Origin of the sequence: Caulobacter segnis (genome assembly GCF_029543125.1) — a bacterium.
GTDB lineage: Bacteria > Pseudomonadota > Alphaproteobacteria > Caulobacterales > Caulobacteraceae > Caulobacter > Caulobacter segnis_D.
In genome coordinates this window covers 1-18,108 of sequence record NZ_JARQWW010000004.1, presented here as the reverse complement: position 1 = coordinate 18,108, position 18,108 = coordinate 1, and the positions used below count along the sequence as shown (strand labels likewise).

Sequence of the window (18,108 nt, the reverse complement as noted above, 5' to 3'; positions counted from 1 at the left end):
AGCGCCGTTCATCCCTGATGTTCTGCGTTAGACCGAGGCCGGTTCAGCCTTGACCGTGCTGCAGGCAATCTCGCCGTAGTCGCCGAAGCGCACAACAGTCGATTGTCCGAGGAAGATCTCGTGGACGCCGGTGGCGGCGCCGGTGGTGATCAGGTCGCCGGCCTTCAGCGGGTGGCCGCGACGCGCGCAGTTCTCGATCAGGAAGCGGAAGGCCTCGATCGGGCTGCCCGGAATGCTGGCGGCCGTGCCCGTGCCGATGAGCTTGTCATCAATCCAGGTTTCGCAGGGCAGGTTGTCCCAGCCCTTCTCGCGCCAGTCCTTGATCTCCGGACCGACGATCAGGCCGGCGTTGTTGCCGAAGTCCGAAGCGACGACGCGGGGGCCCATGCCGTTGATGTCGGGCAGGGGGCTGCCGGCCAGTTCGAAGCCGATGTGGATCGCGCCGACATATTCCTCGGCGTCTTCATAGGACCAGTCGGTCTTGTCGGCCGGGGCGTCCTTGGCCACGCGGACGATAAACTCTGCCTCGGCGGCGGCGAAGCCGTTCGGGATCACCGGCAGGGGGAAGGTCTCGCCTTCGCCGATGGTCCAGATGTTGTTCTTGAACACCGGGCCGGCCAGGCGCTCGGCGCCCAGTTCGGCGCGCAGAGCCGGGGCGATGAGGCCCACTTTCCAGCCGCCGACTTCGGCGGGGTAGAGGCCGATGGCGATGTCCTGAATGGCGTAGGCGTCATCCATGGTCGCCGGCGTCTCGCCGGGATAACCGGGGAGGGCGGTGGCGGACAGACGCGCCTCTACAAGTGTCTTGGCGATCGTCGAGGCGGCCGTTGCGGTCCGTACTGCGTCCACTCCGTTACGCTCCCTGTTCCCTGAGGGTTGTTGATTGTCGTCGTGTGTAGGGGAAACCGGTGTCATTGACAATTGAGGCCGTCAGGCCCGCGAGAGGGCGGCATAGGCGTCTTTGACAGCGGTTCGATAGGTGGTGTTCGAGGCCAGCGAAACCGGGAACACCTCGGTCAGACCGAGGAAGGCGTCCACGTCTTCAGGCCCGCCAGTGCAGGCGCCGCCTAGGGCGGCGAGCTTGTCGGCCAGCGGGTCGACCAACGGCACACCCGCTTCGGTACGGGTGGCGATGAAGCCGATCCAGGCGGCGATCGGCACGGCGAGGCGATCGACCGAACGGCCGGCCTCCAGGGCGTCAGCCGTCGTCTCGAGGATTCGGAACGGCAGCTTCTTGGAGCCATCCCAGGCGATCTGCGAGAGCAGGTGGCGAATCTCCGGATTGCGGAAGCGGCCGAGGATCGCCTCCACATAGGTCGGGATGTCGAGGCCGGGCGGGGTGCTGAGGCTGGGAGCGATGTCCTCCAGCATCATGCTGCGCACGAAGCCGGCCAGTTCGGCGTCGGCCATGGCGTCGCCGACGGTCTCGTAGCCCTTGAGCGAGCCCACATAGGCCAGGGTGGAGTGCGCGCCGTTCAATAGGCGCAGCTTGGCGCCCTCGAAGGCGGCCACGTCGTTGGTCAGGGTCACGCCGACCGAGGCCAGGTCCGGCGCGTCGGCGGGCAGGACATCCTCGACCACCCATTGCACGAAGGCTTCGCGCTGGATCGGCCAGGCGTCTTCGAAGCCGGTCTCGGCGGTGACGCGGGCGCGCAGGGCGTCGTCGGTGGCCGGGGTGATGCTATCGACCATGGTGCGCGGGAAGGCGGTGTTCGCCTTGATCCATTCGCCCAGGCCGGCGTCCAGCTTGCCGGCGAAGGCGACGACCGCGTCGCGCAGCTTGTGGCCGTTGTCGGCGAGGTTGTCGCAGCTGATGACGGTGAAGGGGGCGACGCCCGCCTCGCGGCGGCGGCGCAGGCCTTCGACGATGTAGCCGATGACGCTGTCGGGGCGCTGCGGATGCTGCAGGTCGTGGGCGATGTCGGTGTTGGCGAAGTCCAACTTGCCGTCGCCGCCCAGGCAGTAGCCCTTTTCGGTGACGGTGGTGGTGACGACCTTGGTCGACGCCTTGGCCAGACGGGTGAAGACCGTTTCTGGATCTTCCGGCGCCACGAGAATCTCGCGCATGGCGCCGATCACGCGGAAGGTCGTCTCGGCGTCGAGCTGGGCCAGAACGTAGAGGCCGGCTTGCGGGGCCAGGGCGTCGCGGACGCCGGGGCTCTTCAGGGAGACGCCGCTGATCGCCCAGCGCGGGTCCTTGGCCAGCAGGGCGTCGAAGTAGAAAGCCTGGTGGGCGCGGTGAAAGGCGCCGGGGCCGAAATGCACCACGCCAATCTCGACGGCGGTCGGATCATAGGCAGGCTGAAGCACCTTGGCCGAGGCTTCGGACAAGGTGGAGAGAGTAAGCTTGGTCAAAGGGTAACGCCCTGCTTCCAGATGGCGATCTCACGTTCGCCGTTGATTTCGGCCTTGGTCGGCTTGCCCGAGGCGGTGTCCACCACGAGGGCCATCAGATCGTCGGCCGCCTCGTCCATGGACTTTTCTTCCAGCACCACGCCGGCGTCGAAGTCGATCCAGCCCGGCTTGCGCCCGGCCAGACCGCTGTTGGAGGCGATCTTCAGGGTTGGGGCGGGGAAGCCCAGCGGCGTGCCGCGGCCGGTGGTGAAGAGAATGACGGTGGCGCCGGCGGCGGTCAGGGCGGTGGACGACACCGCGTCGTTGCCCGGCGCCTCCAGCACGGTCAGGCCGTGGGGGCCGATCTGCTCGCCATAGCGGATGACATTGACCACCGGGGCGCGGCCGCCCTTCTGCACCGCGCCGAGGGACTTCTCCTCCAGCGTGGTGATGCCGCCGGCGATGTTCCCCGGAGAGGGGTTCTCATAGATCGGCTGGTGGTTATCGATGAAGTACTGCTTGAAGTCGTTGACCACCGAAACGAGGTCCTGGAACACGCCCTGGTTGGCGGCGCGGGCCATGAGGATGCGTTCGGCGCCGAACACTTCCGGAATCTCGGTCAGGACCGGGGTGCCGCCGGCGTCGGCCACCTTGTCGGCGATGCGGCCGACCAACGGGTTGGCAGTGACGCCCGAGAAGCCGTCGGAGCCGCCGCACTTCAGGCCGACCACGAGGTCGGAGACGGGGCAGGGCTCGCGCTTGTCGTTCTCGGCCAGGGCGACCAGTTCCTCGACGGCGGCGAGGCCGTCTTCCTGTTCGTCCTCGACGGTCTGGGTCGTGAAGTAGCGCAGGCGGTCGCGGTCGATCTCCGGCGCGGTCTCCAGCAGCTTCGAAAGCTGGTTGTTCTCGCAGCCGAGGCCGAGGATCAGGACGCCGCCGGCATTGGGGTGGGCGGCGAGGCTGGCGATCAGCTTGCGGGTGTGGTCGAGGTCGCCGCCCAGCTGCGAGCAGCCGAAGGGGTGGGGGAAGGCGTGGACGCCGTCCACGCGGCCGGCGAAGCGCACGGCGGCCTTTTCGGCGATGCGGCGGGCGGTGTTGGCCACGCAGCCGACGGTGCAGAGCACCCAGATCTCGTTGCGCGTGCCGACCCGGCCATTCTTGCGGCGGTAGCCCATGAAGGTTCCGGCATCGAGGTCATGCCCGATGGAGTCGATCGCCGGCTGGTAGGCATAGGTCTCAAGGTCGGACAGCTTGGTCTCGACGTTGTGGACGTGGACGTGGTCGCCGATCTCGATGGCTTGGGTCGCGCGGCCGATGGGCCAGCCGTACTTGCAGACATCGTCGCCGACGGCGGCGGTGCGGACGGCGATCTTGTGACCCTTGGGGATATCGGCGCGGACAGTGATCGTCTGACCTTCCGAGGTGACGATTTCGCCCGAACTGAGGTCGCGCAAAGCAGTCGCAACGTGATCGCGAGGGTCCACGTGGTGAATCACATGGTCGGTTGCAGGAGTGTCAGACGCCATTTTCCATCCCGACGCACCGTGTCTTCTGGCTTAGGTAACCGGTGTCATTATCCACAATAGCGCTTTCTTGCCCGTGTTTGTAGTGAGACGTGCGATCAGGCTAAGAAAACAGAACTCGACCAAGTTGATCGGACCGCCGTGACCGCATCCAAGACGCCTGACGATCATTCGCCTGACGGCCCGATTTTCGACGCGGACCCGAACCGCAAGCGCCCGACGATCAACGATATCGCGCGCCTGGCGGGCGTGTCGAAAAAGACGGTGTCGCGGGTAATCAACCAGTCGCCGTCGGTGCGTGACGAAACGCGCGAGCGGATCGAGGCGGTGATCGCCGAGCACGGCTACGAGCCCGATCCCCAGGCCCGGGGCCTGGCGTTCCGCCGGTCGTTCCTGATCGGCATGATCTACGACAACCCGAACCCGCAGTACGTCGTGAACATGCAGCAGGGGCTGCTGGACGGGATGAAGGGGTCGGGCTTCGAGCTGGTGGTGCATCCGTGCGACCGCGCCAGCCCGCACTTTCTGACCGACCTGCGCACCTTCATCGAGCGCCAGCGCCTTTACGGCGTGGTGGTCACCCCGTCTGTGTCGGAAGACGAGCGGGTGGGGCGGCTGCTGCGCGAGATCGGTTGCGAGTACATCCGCATCGCCTCCGTGCCGGTGGATGATGCGGAGCGCATGATCGTCGGCCGCGACCGGTTGGGGGCGCATCAGGCCGCCAAGCATATCGCCGATCTGGGTCACGTGCGGGTCGCGTTCATTTCCGGTCCTGACACCTTCCGTTCGTCCCACGAGCGCCGCGGGGGCTTTGAGGATGGCCTGGCCGAGGCCGGGCTCAAGCTTGAGCCGAGCCTGGTGGCCAACGCGGCCTACACCTTCGAATCCGGCATGGCCGCGGCGGAAGAGCTGCTGAAGCTGGAGCCGCGTCCCACAGCCATCTTCTGCGGCAACGACGAAATGGCCGCCGGCGCCCTGCAGGCGGCGCGCCGCGCGGGCCTGAGCGTGCCGGCCGACCTGACCGTGGTCGGCTTCGACGACTTCCAGATCGCGTCGCGCGTCTGGCCGCCCCTGACCACCATCCGCATCCCCACCCGGGAGGTGGGCCGGATGGCCGCCCTGAAGCTGATCGCCGGCGGCCAGGAGCCCCGCGAACTCAAGGCGGAGCCGGAACGTATTGCCCCGTCGCTCGTCGTGCGCGAGTCTTCAGGGCCGCCGCCCAGGAAGTGAGCCCTCAAGCTTGCTTCAATCTATGACACCGGTTACCACGCCGGCAGAACGGGAAGGGTAAGTTCCCGCGCCGGAAACCCAGGAGCATCCCCCGATGGCCCAGCCGCTGATCTTCCACGACGACCGTCTGTTCCCGGCCGATCCGACCACGCGCGGCATCGCGCGGGAGCTTTACGCCCTGGTCGAGAAGCTGCCGATCATCAGCCCGCACGGGCATACGGATCCGTCCTGGTTCTCCACCAACGCGCCGTTCGAGGACGCCTGCGACCTGCTGCTGGCGCCGGACCACTACCTGTACCGGATGCTGTACAGCCAGGGCATCGCGCTGAAGGATCTGCGCGTACCGTCCAAGGAAGGCGTGCCGAACACCGACCCGCGCAAGGCGTGGAAGCTGTTCGCCTCGAACTTCCATCTGTTCCGCGCGACCCCGTCGTGGCTGTGGCTGAACTACGTGTTCTCCAAGGTCTTCGGCTTCCAGGTTCGCCTGAGCGCCGAGACCGCGGATAAGTATTTCGACGAGATCAATGCGCAGCTGGCCACGGACGCCTTCCGTCCGCGTGCGCTGTTCGACCGCTTCAACATCGAGCTGCTGGCCACCACCGAAGGCCCGCACGAGAGCCTGAACCATCACCACGCCATCCGCGACAGCGGCTGGAAGGGCCGGGTGGTCACCGCCTATCGTCCGGACGCGGTCGTCGACTTCGAGGACGAGCGTTTCGGTGACGCCATGCAGCGCTTCGCCGAGGTGTCGGGCCACGACGTCTATAGCTGGGCCGGCTATCTGGAAGCCCACCGTTCGCGCCGGGCCGACTTCATCGCGGCCGGCGCCACGTCGACCGACCACGGCCACCCGACGGCGGCCACGGCGGACCTGTCGGCGGCCGAGTCCGAGGCCCTGTTCCAGAGCCTGCTGAAGGGCGACGTGACGCCGGAGAAGGCCGAGCTGTTCCGGGCGCAGATGCTGACCGAGATGGCCAAGATGAGCCTGGACGACGGTCTGGTCATGCAAATCCACCCCGGCTCGACCCGCAACCATAACCGCCAGCTGTTCGAAGCTTACGGCCGCGACAAGGGCGCGGACATCCCGGCCAAGACCGAATACGTCCAGGCCCTGCGTCCGCTGCTGGGCAAGCTGGGCAACGATCCGCGCCTGTCGATCATCCTGTTCACCCTGGACGAGACGACCTACAGCCGCGAGCTGGCGCCGCTGGCCGGCCACTATCCGACCCTGAAGCTGGGCCCGTCCTGGTGGTTCCACGACAGCCCGGAAGGCATGATGCGCTTCCGCGAGCAGGTCACCGAGACGGCCGGCCTGTACAACACCGTGGGCTTCAACGACGACACCCGCGCCTTCCTGTCGATCCCCGCGCGCCACGACGTGGCCCGCCGCGTGGACAGCGCCTTCCTCGCCCGGATGGTCGCCGAACACCGCATGGATCTGAACGAGGCGGCGGAAACCGTCGTGGATCTGGCCTACAACCTGCCCAAGCAGGCCTACAAGCTGGACCAGCCGCTGACCGCCACGCCCGCCGCCGCCTGATCCCTGGAAGAACCCCGCGCCCCGGAGGCCGTCATGTTCGCCAAGACCTATCACGCCACGCACCCGGACATGATGTTCGGCGTCACCAATGACGAGCTGCGCGACCGCTACCTGATGCAGGACCTGTTCGAGGAGGACGGCATCAGCCTGAACTACTCGCACAACGAACGCTTCGTGGTCGGCGGCGCGGCGCCGGTGAGCAAGCCGGTGGTCCTGCCGCACCAGACGGAGCCGGCCTCGGCGGCGGGTCATCCGTTCCTGGAGCGTCGCGAGCTGGGCGCCATCAATGTGGGCGAGGGCAAGGGCAAGGTGACCGTGGACGGCGTCGTCTACGACATCGAGCCGCGCGACGGCATCTATGTGACCATGGGCGCCAAGGACGTGGTGTTCGAGTCCGTGGACGCGGCCAACCCGGCCAGGTTCTACATTACCAGCGTCCCGGCCCACGCGGCCTTCGAGACCAAGAAGCTGGTGTTCGCGGACGCCATCCCGCTGGAGCGCGGCGCGCTGGAGACCTCCAACGAGCGCACCATCTACCAGTACATCGTCCCCACCACCTGCAAGTCGGCGCAGCTGCTGCTGGGCATGACCGTCCTGAAGCCGGGCAGCGTGTGGAACACCATGCCGCCGCACCTGCATGACCGCCGCTCGGAGGTGTATTTCTACTTCGGCCTCGGCGAGAACGACCGGGTGTTCCACTACATGGGCGAGCCGGACGAGATGCGTCACATCGTGCTCGCCAACGAAGAGGCCGTCATGAGCCCGCCGTGGTCGATCCACATGGGCTCGGGCACCGCCAACTACACCTTCATCTGGGCGATGGGCGGCGAGAACCTCGACTATACGGACATGAACGTCCTCGACATCTGCCAACTCAAGTAGGCCCATTATGACCAAGCTTTTCAGCCTCGAGGGCAAGACCGCCCTTGTCACCGGCGCCAACACCGGCATCGGCCAGGCCATCGCCATCGCCCTGGCTGAAGCCGGCGCGGACGTGGCCGTCGCCGGCCGCAGCGAGCCGACCGAGACCCAGAAGGCCATCGAGGCCGCGGGCCGCAAGTTCCTGTCGATCAAGGCCGACTTCGGTTCGACCGAGCCGGTGCAGCGCGTGGTCGACGAGACGGTCGCCGCCTTCGGCAAGCTCGACATCCTGGTCAACAACGCCGGCATCATCCGCCGCGCCGACTCGATCGAGTTCAGCGAGGCCGACTGGGACGCGGTGATGGATACGAACCTGAAGGTCGTGTTCTTCCTGACCCAGGCCGTGGCGCGTCAGATGCTGAAGCAGGGCGGCGGCAAGGTGATCAACATCGCCAGCCTGCTGTCCTACCAGGGCGGCATCCGCGTGCCGTCCTACACCGCTTCGAAGAGCGGCCTGGCCGGCCTGACCAAGATCCTGGCCAACGAGTGGGCCGCCAAGGGGATCAACGTCAACGCCATCGCCCCCGGCTATGTCGAGACGAACAACACCGAAGCCCTGCGCGCCGACGCCGAACGTAACGCCTCGATCCTGGCCCGCATCCCCGCCGGCCGCTGGAGCCAGGCAAGCGACCTGGGGGGCGCGGCGGTGTTCCTCGCCGCGGCCGCTTCGGACTATGTTCATGGGGTGACGCTGCCGGTCGACGGCGGCTGGCTGGCCCGCTGATCTGACTGGAGACTGAACGTTGAGCCGTGTCGTCTGCTTCGGCGAGGTGCTGCTGCGCCTCTCTGCTCCCACCAATGAGCTGCTGCTGCAGTCGGCCCGGCTGAATGTCTGCGTCGGCGGGGCGGAGGCCAATGTGGCCGTGTCCCTGGCCAAGTTCGGCCACGACGCGGCGACGGTCTCCATCCTGCCCGACAACCCGCTGGGCCGTTCGGCCCGGGACGAGCTGCGCCGGCACGGGGTCGACACCTCGAGCCTGCGTTTCGTCGACGGGCGCATGGGCCTGTATTTCCTGTCGCCGGGCGCCGTGGTGCGTCCGTCGGAGGTCACCTACGACCGCGCCGGCTCCGCCTTCGCCCTGGCCTCGGAAGACGCCATCGACTGGGAGAAGGAGCTGGAGGGCGCCGACTGGTTTCACGTCTCGGGCGTGACCCCGGCGGTCGGTCCGTCGGCCGCCAATGCGGTGATCAAGGCGGTGCAGACCGCCCGCAAGCTGGGCGTGCCCGTCAGCTTCGACGGCAACTACCGCGCCAAGATGTGGGCCGCCTGGAACGGCGACGGCCCGGCCGTGCTGCGCCAGATCCTGGACTGCGCCGACCTGGCCTTCGTCAACGACCGCGACATCGCCCTGATCCTGGGCGAAAGCTTCCTGGACGAGTCCGCCCAGGTGCGCCGCCGCAAGGCCGCCGAGCGCGCCTTCGAGGTGTTCCCGAACCTGAAGCGCATGACCTCGACCGTGCGCCTGACGCCCTCGGCCGATCATCACGAACTGTCGGCGGTGATCCTGTCGCGCGGCGGCGGCGAGCACATCACGCGCGCCTTCCCGCTGGCCGGGGTGGTGGACCGCATCGGCGGGGGCGACGCCTTCGCCGCCGGCGTGCTGCACGGCCTGCTGACCGGCATGGACGACGCCGACGCGGTTGAGTTCGGCCTGGCCGCCGGCGCCCTGAAGCATGCGGTGTTCGGCGACTTCAACCTGGTGTCGGCTGGCGACGTCCACGCCCTACTCGACGGCGAAGGCCTGGACGTCAAGCGCTAGGCTAGCGCCTTAGGCGAACAGGGGCGCGACGATCGCCAGGATCGCCACCCCCTGGGCCGTGGCGATCACGGCGTCCAGCAGGCTGCGCCCGACCGAGGCGCCCAGCTCCTGGCGGAACCACGCCGCCTCAACGGCCACGAACCAGATCAGGGCGATGATGACCATCGCCGCGCCCGTCAGCTCCGCCCAGGGCAGGGCGTGCATCTGCAACAGCGTCCCGGCCATGCCCAGGGTCAGAGCGAAGGGCGCGGCCAGATAGCACTGGCTGTAGAAAGGCGGCTTGAGGGTGTCGCGCGTCAGGGCGGCGCGCCGGCGCTGCAGCAGGCGGATCGACACCAGCAGCGGAAAGACCGCGAACAGGGCCAGCCGCAGGACCAGCAGGCTGGTGTCGTCGTTCACCAGATCGCCCAGCCGATGATGCTCGGCGAGCAGGGGACTGTCGCCGATCAGCGCCAGCTCGAGCCCGTGCGACAGCAGCAGAGATAGAAAGAGGAACAGCGGCGGGCTGACCGTGGCCACATGGCGGCGCTCCTCCGCCTCGTTCATCTGCTGGTCGGCGAAGGCGGTCATCTTCAGGGGATGCAGCACCGTCCGCCACAGGGTGAGCGGATAGAACACCAGCCAGCTCATCACCCGGAACAGAAGCTCATCGAGGGAATCGAGAAGCTGAATCATGAAGTTCATGGGTGGGTCCCGTTTGGCGACGGGGTCAGTATGGGGGGGATTGGGGTTTGAGGGGAAGCATGCCGCGCTGCTCGCGCACCATGGCGATGACCAGCTTGGTGAACGCATGCACTTCCTGTTCCCGCGCTTTCGTCACCGGGCCCGAGAAGGGTTTGAGCTTCGGGAGCGAAGGCGTCCTGGGCATTCGCGGCTCGCCACGTACGGGTGGATAGAGCGCCAGGGCGATGTTGAGCATCTCTTCCAGGTCCGCCAGATCCCGGGCGAGCTTTTGCTCAAGCTCCTCCGTCGTGGGCGGGCCGGGTTTCCGTTGACGATTGCGGCTCATGGGGTGGTCCTTGGGGTTGCTTCTTCCTTTCCCCCTTGATGGGGGAAGGGCAGGTAAGGGGGTGGAAGAGGTTCAGGATGTGGCGCGGCCGAGCTGAACTCCGCCGCCGCTGTCACCCTCACCCTCGATCCCTCACCCATCCCGCTCGATCTGGATCGAGTTGATCCAGTCGTCCAGAACCAGGGACGCCCGGTCTTTCAGCCGCGCCACGGCGTCTTCCTCGCCGCCGATGTCCATTTCGTAGAGGCGGCCCTGGGCGACTTCGTGCAGTTCGCGCAGGCGGCCTTCGGGGTCGTCGCTGAAGCCGCTGACGGCCACGCCGATCAGCCAGGGCAGAAGGGCGCGGGTTGCGAAGCTTTCGGCTTGCAGGTCGCGCACCGCCTGTTTCAGAAGCTCCAGTTCGTCGTCGGCCATGGAATCTCCGTGGGGCAGGGCTCCATCATGCGCCCGTGTCGCCGGTGGGCAAGCGGCGGCTGGCGGAACAGCGGTCGCCGCCCGCACGTTGCCTGCCCATGGAACAGGCCGTCGAGGACGAGCTGCGCGCCAAGATCGAGGCGAACGACCGCCTGCTCAAGGCGCTGATGACGCTGCTGGCGCTGCGCGATCCCGATCTGCTGGACGAACTGCGGGCGGTGTTCACTATCGCCGCCGTCGAGGGCTCCAAGGTCGGCGACGCGAGCCCCGAGGTCTGGGCCCACATCCGCAAGGAGCTGGCCATCGTCGCCGACCTGGCGCGGGATGCGCCGGATGATCTGCATTAGCGAGTGCATCCTTCGACTTGGCGCTGCGCGCCAGCTCAGGATGAGGAATTCAGAGCGCACCCACGTTCATCATGCTGAGCGCGAGTGAAGCGAGCTGTCGAAGCACGCATCCCCTCACCGCATCTGCGGCGTATCCACCACCGGGCTGTCCGTATCGCTGAGCCCTGCATTGCTCATGGCCGCCTTCAGGGTCCGCACAGGATCATCCCCACGCGGGCGGGTGCCGAAGGCCAGGGTGGCGGGCAAAGCGCTGCGGCCGCCCAGGTTGGCGAAGGCGGTGGGCGTTCCGTCCGGCGACACCGGCGCGGCGCCGGGCGCGTTCAGAGCCACCACATAGTGCCGCCCGGGCAGGGTGCGGCACAGGACCACGAAGCTCTTCTCGTCCTTCAGCAGGCGCGGCACGCCCAGGCAGTCCAGGGGCGAGGTCGCGGCCTCGGGCGCGGCGCCGTCAGTCGCGGCCATGTTCGGAGAGGCCTGGGCGATGCGCCAGCCCTTGGGGTCCATGGGCTGGTCGAAGGTCAGCTTCAGGGCCAGCAACCCGGCCACGACTTCGGCCCCTTCGGCCGGATAACTGCCCGCCAGCTTCGGCGGATCCCCCGCCGGCATGACGGTGACGGGGGACACGTCCGTCGGCGCGTCCTGCGCGAGGGCAGGCGCGGCGAGGGACAGGGCGATGAGGGCGGCGGTCAGGCGCATGGGAGGATGCTGCCCGCGGGTGGTGACAATCTCAAGGCGCGGCGGCGCGGATGCGTCGTCGCGCCCTAGGCCTTGTGCCTAGGGCCCATTCCCCACTGCCTTTGGAGTTACGTGTTGCGTCCGCTGACCTTCCGGAAAAGCGGAGCGTATGGGCCCTAGGCACAAGGCCTGGGGAGACGGTGAGAGCTTAAGTCTCCCCCGTACGCTTCGCTACGGGGGAGGAGAAACTGAACTCAATCCCCGTCCATCTTCAACGCGGCGATGAAGGCTTCCTGGGGGATTTCGACCTTGCCGAACTGGCGCATGCGCTTCTTGCCGGCTTTCTGCTTGTCCAGCAGCTTGCGTTTGCGCGAGGCGTCGCCGCCGTAGCACTTGGCGGTCACGTCCTTGCGCAGGGCGCGGACGGTTTCGCGGGCGATGATGCGGCCGCCGATGGCCGCCTGGATCGGGATGACGAACATGTGCTGCGGGATGAGGTCCTTCATCTTTTCGCACATGCCGCGGCCGCGGCTTTCAGCCCGGTCGCGGTGGACCAGCATGCTGAGGGCGTCCACCGGCTCGGCGTTGACCAGGATCGACATCTTCACCAGGTCGCCGGCGCGGTAGTCCTCCACCTGATAGTCGAAAGAGGCGTAGCCCTTCGAGATGGACTTCAGGCGGTCGTAGAAGTCGAACACCACCTCGTTCAGCGGCAGGTCATAGACCAGCATGGCGCGGTTGCCGACGTAGGACAGTTCGCGCTGCTCTCCGCGGCGGTCCTGGCACAGCTTGATCACGCCGCCGAGGTACTCGTCCGGGGTGAAGATGGTCGCCTTGATCCACGGCTCCTTGATGTGCTCGATGTGCATCGGATCGGGCATGTCGGCCGGGTTGTGCAGCTCGATCTCGCTGCCGTCGCGCATCTGGATCTTGTATACCACCGAGGGGGCGGTCGCGATCAGGTCCAGGTCGAACTCGCGGCTCAGGCGCTCCTGGATGATCTCCAGGTGCAGCAGGCCGAGGAAGCCGCAGCGGAAGCCGAACCCCAGGGCCGCGCTGCTCTCCATCTCGTAGGTGAAGCTGCCGTCGTTCAGGCGCAGGCGGCCGACGGCGGCGCGCAGGTCCTCGAAGTCGGCGGCGTCCACCGGGAACAGGCCGCAGAACACCACCGGCTGCACGTCCTTGAAGCCCGGCAGGGCGGAGGCGGTCTGCTTCTTCTCGTCGGTGATGGTGTCCCCGACGGCGGCGTCGGCCACTTCCTTGATGCTGGCGGTGAAGAAGCCGACCTCGCCGGGGCCCAGGACGTCGACGTCGGTGGCCTTGGGCTTGAACACGCCGACCTTGTCGATGCGGTGGGTGGCGCCGGTCTGCATCATGCGGACCTGCTGGCCGGCCTTCAGGGTGCCGTCGAAGATGCGCACCAGCACGACCACGCCCAGATAGGCGTCGTACCACGCGTCGACCAGCAGGGCCTTCAGCGGGGCGTCGATGTCGCCCTTGGGGGCGGGCAGGCGGGTGACGATGGCTTCCAGCACGTCATGGATGCCCAGTCCGCTCTTGGCGCTGGCCAGGACCGCGTCGCTGGCGTCCAGGCCGATCAGGTCCTCGATCTGGGCCCGCACCCGCTCCGGCTCCGCCGCCGGCAGGTCAATCTTGTTGAGGACAGGGACGATCTCATGGTTGTTATCGATCGCAGAATAGACGTTGGCCAGCGTCTGCGCCTCGACCCCTTGGGAGGCGTCGACCACAAGGATCGAGCCCTCGCACGCGGCCAGGGAGCGGGACACCTCGTAAGCGAAGTCCACATGGCCCGGCGTGTCCATCAGGTTGAGGATGTAGGTTTCGCCGTCGTCGGCCTTGTAGTGAAGGCGCACGGTCTGCGCCTTGATGGTGATGCCGCGCTCCTTCTCGATCTCCATGTTGTCGAGCACCTGGGCGCTCATCTCGCGCGCGGTCAGGCCGCCCGTCTCCTGGATGAGGCGGTCGGACAGGGTGCTCTTGCCGTGGTCGATGTGGGCCACGATGGAAAAGTTGCGGATCTTGTCGAGAGGCGTCGTCATGGGGGCTGCCTCTAGCATATTCGCGGGCTTATGCATCATCCCGACGGTTGTTGAACCGTGAGGGCAGGGGCCGGGCGTCAGCGTGCCGTCAGCTTGACCATGCGAAAGGCGCTTAACGCCTCATTAAGCTTGCCGCCGCAAACCCGACGAAATGGTCGGCCATTTTCGGCCAAGCTCCTGATTCGAAAGGCCCGCCCATGGACCGCCGCGCTCTCATCGCCTCCGGCATCGCCACCCTCGCCACCACCGGCTGCGCCACGGCCCAGCCCCGCCAGGATCAGGGCGGCTTCAACGAGGACGGCTCGCAGCGCGCGGACACCTACACCATGGACGAGATCGTCCAGAAGGGTTCCGACTTCCTGGGCGTGACCGCCGAGGCCCTGGGCGGCGCGGTGGAGAAGATCTTCGCCGACAACGGCCGTCCCACCGCCTACATCGCCGGCGAGGAGGCCTCGGCCGCCTTCACCATCGGCGCGCGCTACGGCCGCGGCCTGATCTACATGAAGGGCCGTCCGACCACGGACGTGTACTGGCAGGGGCCGTCCATCGGTTGGGACATCGGCGGCAACGGCAGCCGGGTCTTCACCCTCTGCTACAATCTGCAGTTCCCCGACGCGATCTTCCGCCGTTTCCCGGGCGTCGAGGGGTCGGCCTATCTGATCGGCGGCCTGGGCGTGAACTACCAGCGCGCCGACGACATCACCCTGGCCCCGATCCGCGCCGGCGTCGGCCTGCGCCTGGGCGCGAACGTGGGCTACCTGGCCTACAGCCGCCAGCGGAACATCATCCCGTTCTAAAGGACGGAGGCTGGCGAGCTTCACATTCGCCAGCCGAAACCGACCCCGCGCACGGCCAGGCAGGCGCCCAGGCGGCTGGCCAGCAGGTCGGCGCGATCGTCGCCCTCGTCGTCGGTCTCCAGCGAAATGGTCAGGCCTTCGGCGGTCTGGGCGGCCTCCACGCGCCGCAGCCGCGCCTGCTGCACGGCCACGACGTTGAGCACGCGGATCAGGGCGTCGGTGGTGTCGGCCGCGCTGACCATGAACAGGCGGCGTTTGTCGCTGTCCGGCTTCACGAGGCTTTCCCCCACACATGCTCGACGCGGGCCGAGCTGACGCCCGGACGGCTGGCGAGGTTGGCGGTCAGGCGCACGGCCGCGTCATCGCTGAGCGAGCGCACGCTGAGCGAGGCTTCGACGATTTCGCCGCGCGGCTTCAGGGTCAGGCCGGCCAATTCGCCGCCGGACAGGTCCAGGCCCGTGCGCACGGCTTCCAGCGCCGCCTGGGCGTTGGCCGCGGCCACCAGCAGCAGGTGCGTCACCGACCTTTGCGGCTGCGCATCAGGGAGGGGTAGAGCGTAGGGTAGGGAAGACATTTCGTTCTGGTCCTTGGGTTGGACCGACGAAGACCGCACGACAAAAACCCCGCGTCCGTTTCCGGAGCGGGGCTTTGGAAGATCCTGCGATCTTTGTCGGCGATTTTAAGTGGTCGCGCGCCGACGCCCCGTCCGAGTGGAGACGGTCATAATTTTAATGGTGGCGGTCATGAGCGCGGCGCACGGCGAAACGCACGAGGCCATGCGGCTCGTGGCGTTCATTTCAGCGATGTCGAAACGCGCATGCATTTCGGCGAGGCTCTCCGTGTGCGGGTCGTGTTTAACCTGAGCCGTCGTCGGCGACAACCAGACTTCTCCTACCCCGCAAGCGGGGCAGGAGAGAAGGAGGATTAGCCCCTGAGTTTCGCCCCGGCCTTCTCAGCTCCCGCCACGATCTTGGTCGACAGGGCTTCGATCTCGGCGTCGGTGAGGGTGTGGTCGGTGGGCTGGATGGTGACTTCCAGGGCGACGGACTTGAAGCCGTCGGCCACGCCCGGGCCCTGATAGACGTCGAAGACCCGCGCGGCGGTGACCAGGGCCTTGTCGGCGCTCAGCGCCGCCTTGACCAGATCGCCGGCCGGCTTGGCGGCTTCGACCACGAAGGCGAAGTCGCGCTTCAGGGGCATGAGGGCCGAGCCGGTGTAGGCGGGCTTGGTCTTCAGGGCCTTCTTCTTCGGCTCCGGCACGGCCTCCAGCCAAATCTCGAAGGCATAGACGGGACCGGCCACGTCCAGGGCCTTGAGCACGGCGGGGTGGATCTCGCCGAACTCGGCCAGGACGGCCTTGGGGCCGAGCTGCAGGCGCGCTGAGCGGCCCGGGTGCCACCAGGCGCCGGCAGAGCCCTGAGCCGTCTGCAGGGAGGCGACGGGCGCGCCCATCTCCTCCAGCAGGGCCACGAGGTCGGCTTTTACCGAATAGAGGTCGTCCGCCGGGCGCTTGTCCCAACCGCGCGGGGCGTGGGGCGCCAGGATGGCGGTCACGGCGGTGCGCTGGCCGTCGGGGCGGTCGCTGTGGAACACCGGGCCGACCTCGAACAGGGCGACGTCCGGGAAGCCCTGGCGGGCGTTGCGGCCGGCGGCCTCGATCAGGTTGGGCAGGATCGACGGACGCATGCAGTCGAGCTCGGCCGCGATCGGGTTGGCCAGGACCAGGTCCGCCTGACCGCCGCCGAACAGCTCTGCGGTGGCCTTGGAGGTGAAGGACCAGGTCACGGCTTCCTGATAGCCGGCGGCGGCCAGGGCGCGGCGCGACAGGCGGGCGCGGGCCTGCTTGGCGGTCAGGATGCCGCCGACGGCGCGGGCGACTTCCGGCAGGGGCGTGGACGGCAGGCTGTCGAAGCCGGCGATGCGGGCCACTTCCTCGACCAGGTCGGCCTTGCCGTGGACGTCGCGACGCCAGGAGGGGGGCGTGACCTTGCCGCCTTCGACCGTGAAGCCGAGCGCGGCGAGGATGGCGTTGGTCTTGTCGGCGGTGACCGACAGGCCGGAGAGCTGCTGCACATAGGCCGGATCGAAGGCGACCGGGGCCGGGGCGGCCGGAGCCTGGCCGGCGACGGTGACGTCCGACGGCTCGCCGCCGCAGAGGTCCAGGATCAGCTGGGTGGCCAGCTCGACGCCGTCGATGCAGCTTTCCGGATCGACGCCGCGCGCGAAGCGGTACTGGGCGTCGGAGTTGATGCCGGTGGTGCGGCCGGTCTGGGCCGTGCGGATCGGATCGAACCAGGCGGCCTCGACGAAGACGTTGACCGTCTCGTCCGAGCAGCCGGTGGACTCGCCGCCCATGACGCCGCCGATGCCGACGGGACGCTCGCCGCCGGCGTCGGCGATGACCGACATCTCCGACGACAGGTCGTAGGTCTTGCCGTCCAGGGCGATGAGCTGCTCGTCGGCGTGCTTCTCCGGCGAGGGCTCATGCGCGCCGCCGGGCTGGGCGGGGCCCTTGCCGAGGCGGGCCTCGATCACGTCGCCCACCAGCTTGTCGGCGTCATAGACGTGCAGCGGCCGGGCGCGGTCGTAGGTGATCAGGTTGGTGATGTCGACGAGCGTGTTGATCGAGCGCAGGCCGATGGCGGTCAGGCGGTCGGCCAGCCACTTGGGCGAAGGGCCGTTCTTGACGCCCTTGATCAGGCGGCCGGCGAAGATGTGGCAGGCGTCGCCGTCCACCTTCACCGTGATCGGGCAGGGGAACTTGCCGGCGACCGGCTCCACCTTGCGGTCGATGAACTTGCCGAGGCCGGTGGCGGACAGGTCGCGGGCGATGCCGTTGACGCCCAGCCAGTCGGGGCGGTTCGGGGTGACCTCGAAGTCAATGACGCCTTCCAGGCCCAGGGCGTCCACGGCGGGCGTCCCGACGGCCAGGCTGTCGGGCAGCTCCATGATGCCGTCGCTCTCGTCGGCGGCTTCAAGCTCGGAGGCCGAGCAGAGCATGCCGTTGGAGACGACGCCGCGCACCGGTTTCTCCACCAGGGTCACGCCAAGGCCCGGCACATAGGCGCCGATGGGGGCGTAGATGGTGGTCAGGCCGGCGCGGGCATTCGGGGCGCCGCAGACGATCTCCTTGCGGCCGTCCACCGTGTCCACCTGACAGACGCGCAGGCGGTCGGCGTTGGGGTGCTGCACCGCCTCGACGATCTTGGCGACCGTGAACGGGGCCAGCTTGGTGGCCGGGTCGGTGACGTGTTCGACCTCGAGGCCCGCCATGGTCATGGCGTCGACGACCTGGCTGATCGTCGCGTCGGTCTCGAGGTGGTCCTTGAGCCAGGAGAGAGTGAATTTCATCGGTCAGCTCTTCAAAATCCTCCCCCTCCGGGGGAGGGGGACCGCGAAGCGGTGGAGGGGGCTCCCCCACACCCAACATCCCCCGGAGCTCCCCCCCCGGGGGGGCCACGAATCAGCTCAGGACCCGAGCCCCGTTCGGCGCCGCGA

At 67.8% G+C, this 18,108-nt stretch carries 18 protein-coding genes; 7 read left to right on the top strand and 11 right to left on the bottom strand.

What is annotated here, in order from left to right; genetic code table 11:
• Positions 1-27: 27 nt before the first annotated feature.
• The 3 genes from P7B02_RS12710 to P7B02_RS12700 all read right to left on the bottom strand — a co-directional run bounded on the left by P7B02_RS12710 (position 28) and on the right by P7B02_RS12700 (position 3,860).
• Positions 28-849, bottom strand: a complete 822-nt coding sequence (locus P7B02_RS12710; protein WP_277786724.1) for a 2-keto-4-pentenoate hydratase — start codon at positions 847-849, stop codon at positions 28-30.
• A gap of 81 nt (positions 850-930) precedes the next feature.
• A complete protein-coding gene (locus P7B02_RS12705; RefSeq protein ID WP_277786723.1) occupies positions 931-2,355 on the bottom strand; it encodes a mannitol dehydrogenase family protein in 1,425 nt (474 codons plus the stop codon).
• Positions 2,352-3,860 (bottom strand): UxaA family hydrolase, encoded by a 1,509-nt coding sequence (locus P7B02_RS12700; RefSeq protein ID WP_277786722.1) that lies wholly within the window; start codon positions 3,858-3,860, stop codon positions 2,352-2,354. Before P7B02_RS12700 ends, P7B02_RS12705 begins: the two co-directional genes overlap by 4 nt.
• A 138-nt stretch (positions 3,861-3,998) precedes the next feature.
• On the opposite strand from P7B02_RS12700, the gene P7B02_RS12695 reads away from it, so the two are divergent.
• The 5 genes from P7B02_RS12695 (at position 3,999) to P7B02_RS12675 (ending at position 9,308) form a co-directional block, all read left to right on the top strand.
• Positions 3,999-5,087, top strand: a complete 1,089-nt coding sequence (locus tag P7B02_RS12695; protein WP_431355814.1) for a LacI family DNA-binding transcriptional regulator — start codon at positions 3,999-4,001, stop codon at positions 5,085-5,087.
• Between the two features lie 94 nt (positions 5,088-5,181).
• A complete protein-coding gene (uxaC, locus tag P7B02_RS12690) occupies positions 5,182-6,627 on the top strand; it encodes a glucuronate isomerase (RefSeq protein WP_277786721.1) in 1,446 nt (481 codons plus the stop codon).
• A 33-nt stretch (positions 6,628-6,660) separates the two neighbouring features.
• On the top strand, positions 6,661-7,509 hold the full coding sequence (gene kduI / locus P7B02_RS12685) for a 5-dehydro-4-deoxy-D-glucuronate isomerase (protein WP_277786720.1): 849 nt from the start codon (positions 6,661-6,663) through the stop codon (positions 7,507-7,509).
• Between the two features lie 7 nt (positions 7,510-7,516).
• Positions 7,517-8,272: a 2-dehydro-3-deoxy-D-gluconate 5-dehydrogenase KduD gene (kduD, locus tag P7B02_RS12680; protein ID WP_277786719.1), complete on the top strand. Its 756-nt coding sequence runs from the start codon at positions 7,517-7,519 to the stop codon at positions 8,270-8,272.
• Between the two features lie 19 nt (positions 8,273-8,291).
• The gene (locus tag P7B02_RS12675) at positions 8,292-9,308 is read left to right on the top strand and encodes a sugar kinase (RefSeq protein ID WP_277786718.1); all 1,017 of its coding nucleotides are present in this window, start codon (positions 8,292-8,294) and stop codon (positions 9,306-9,308) included.
• A gap of 9 nt (positions 9,309-9,317) precedes the next feature.
• Here P7B02_RS12675 and P7B02_RS12670 read toward each other — a convergent pair whose 3' ends face one another.
• The 3 genes from P7B02_RS12670 to P7B02_RS12660 all read right to left on the bottom strand — a co-directional run bounded on the left by P7B02_RS12670 (position 9,318) and on the right by P7B02_RS12660 (position 10,731).
• Positions 9,318-9,992, bottom strand: coding sequence for a hypothetical protein (locus P7B02_RS12670; protein ID WP_277786717.1), 675 nt, complete (start codon positions 9,990-9,992; stop codon positions 9,318-9,320).
• 25 nt (positions 9,993-10,017) lie between these two features.
• Positions 10,018-10,317 carry a hypothetical protein gene (locus P7B02_RS12665; protein ID WP_277786716.1) on the bottom strand — a complete coding sequence of 100 codons (300 nt, stop codon included), beginning with the start codon at positions 10,315-10,317 and terminating at the stop codon, positions 10,018-10,020.
• A gap of 132 nt (positions 10,318-10,449) precedes the next feature.
• The gene (locus P7B02_RS12660) at positions 10,450-10,731 is read right to left on the bottom strand and encodes a hypothetical protein (protein ID WP_277786715.1); all 282 of its coding nucleotides are present in this window, start codon (positions 10,729-10,731) and stop codon (positions 10,450-10,452) included.
• Positions 10,732-10,829: 98 nt separating this feature from the next.
• Between P7B02_RS12660 and P7B02_RS12655 the strand changes: the two genes are divergently transcribed.
• Entirely contained in the window at positions 10,830-11,078 is a 249-nt protein-coding gene (locus P7B02_RS12655) for a hypothetical protein (RefSeq protein ID WP_277786714.1), read from the top strand.
• A gap of 114 nt (positions 11,079-11,192) precedes the next feature.
• Here the strand turns inward: P7B02_RS12655 and P7B02_RS12650 are convergent, their stop codons facing one another.
• Both P7B02_RS12650 and lepA read right to left on the bottom strand, forming a co-directional pair.
• Entirely contained in the window at positions 11,193-11,774 is a 582-nt protein-coding gene (locus P7B02_RS12650) for a hypothetical protein (protein WP_277786713.1), read from the bottom strand.
• A 233-nt stretch (positions 11,775-12,007) separates the two neighbouring features.
• Entirely contained in the window at positions 12,008-13,813 is a 1,806-nt protein-coding gene (gene lepA, locus P7B02_RS12645; RefSeq protein WP_277786712.1) for a translation elongation factor 4, read from the bottom strand.
• Positions 13,814-14,010: 197 nt separating this feature from the next.
• On the opposite strand from lepA, the gene P7B02_RS12640 reads away from it, so the two are divergent.
• Positions 14,011-14,610: a DUF1134 domain-containing protein gene (locus P7B02_RS12640; RefSeq protein WP_277786711.1), complete on the top strand. Its 600-nt coding sequence runs from the start codon at positions 14,011-14,013 to the stop codon at positions 14,608-14,610.
• Between the two features lie 20 nt (positions 14,611-14,630).
• Here P7B02_RS12640 and P7B02_RS12635 read toward each other — a convergent pair whose 3' ends face one another.
• The 3 genes from P7B02_RS12635 to pheT all read right to left on the bottom strand — a co-directional run bounded on the left by P7B02_RS12635 (position 14,631) and on the right by pheT (position 17,961).
• Entirely contained in the window at positions 14,631-14,885 is a 255-nt protein-coding gene (locus P7B02_RS12635) for a hypothetical protein (RefSeq protein ID WP_347276653.1), read from the bottom strand.
• A complete protein-coding gene (locus P7B02_RS12630; RefSeq protein ID WP_277786710.1) occupies positions 14,882-15,184 on the bottom strand; it encodes a hypothetical protein in 303 nt (100 codons plus the stop codon). Before P7B02_RS12630 ends, P7B02_RS12635 begins: the two co-directional genes overlap by 4 nt.
• A gap of 350 nt (positions 15,185-15,534) precedes the next feature.
• Positions 15,535-17,961, bottom strand: a complete 2,427-nt coding sequence (gene pheT / locus P7B02_RS12625) for a phenylalanine--tRNA ligase subunit beta (protein WP_277786709.1) — start codon at positions 17,959-17,961, stop codon at positions 15,535-15,537.
• Positions 17,962-18,108: the final 147 nt, after the last annotated feature.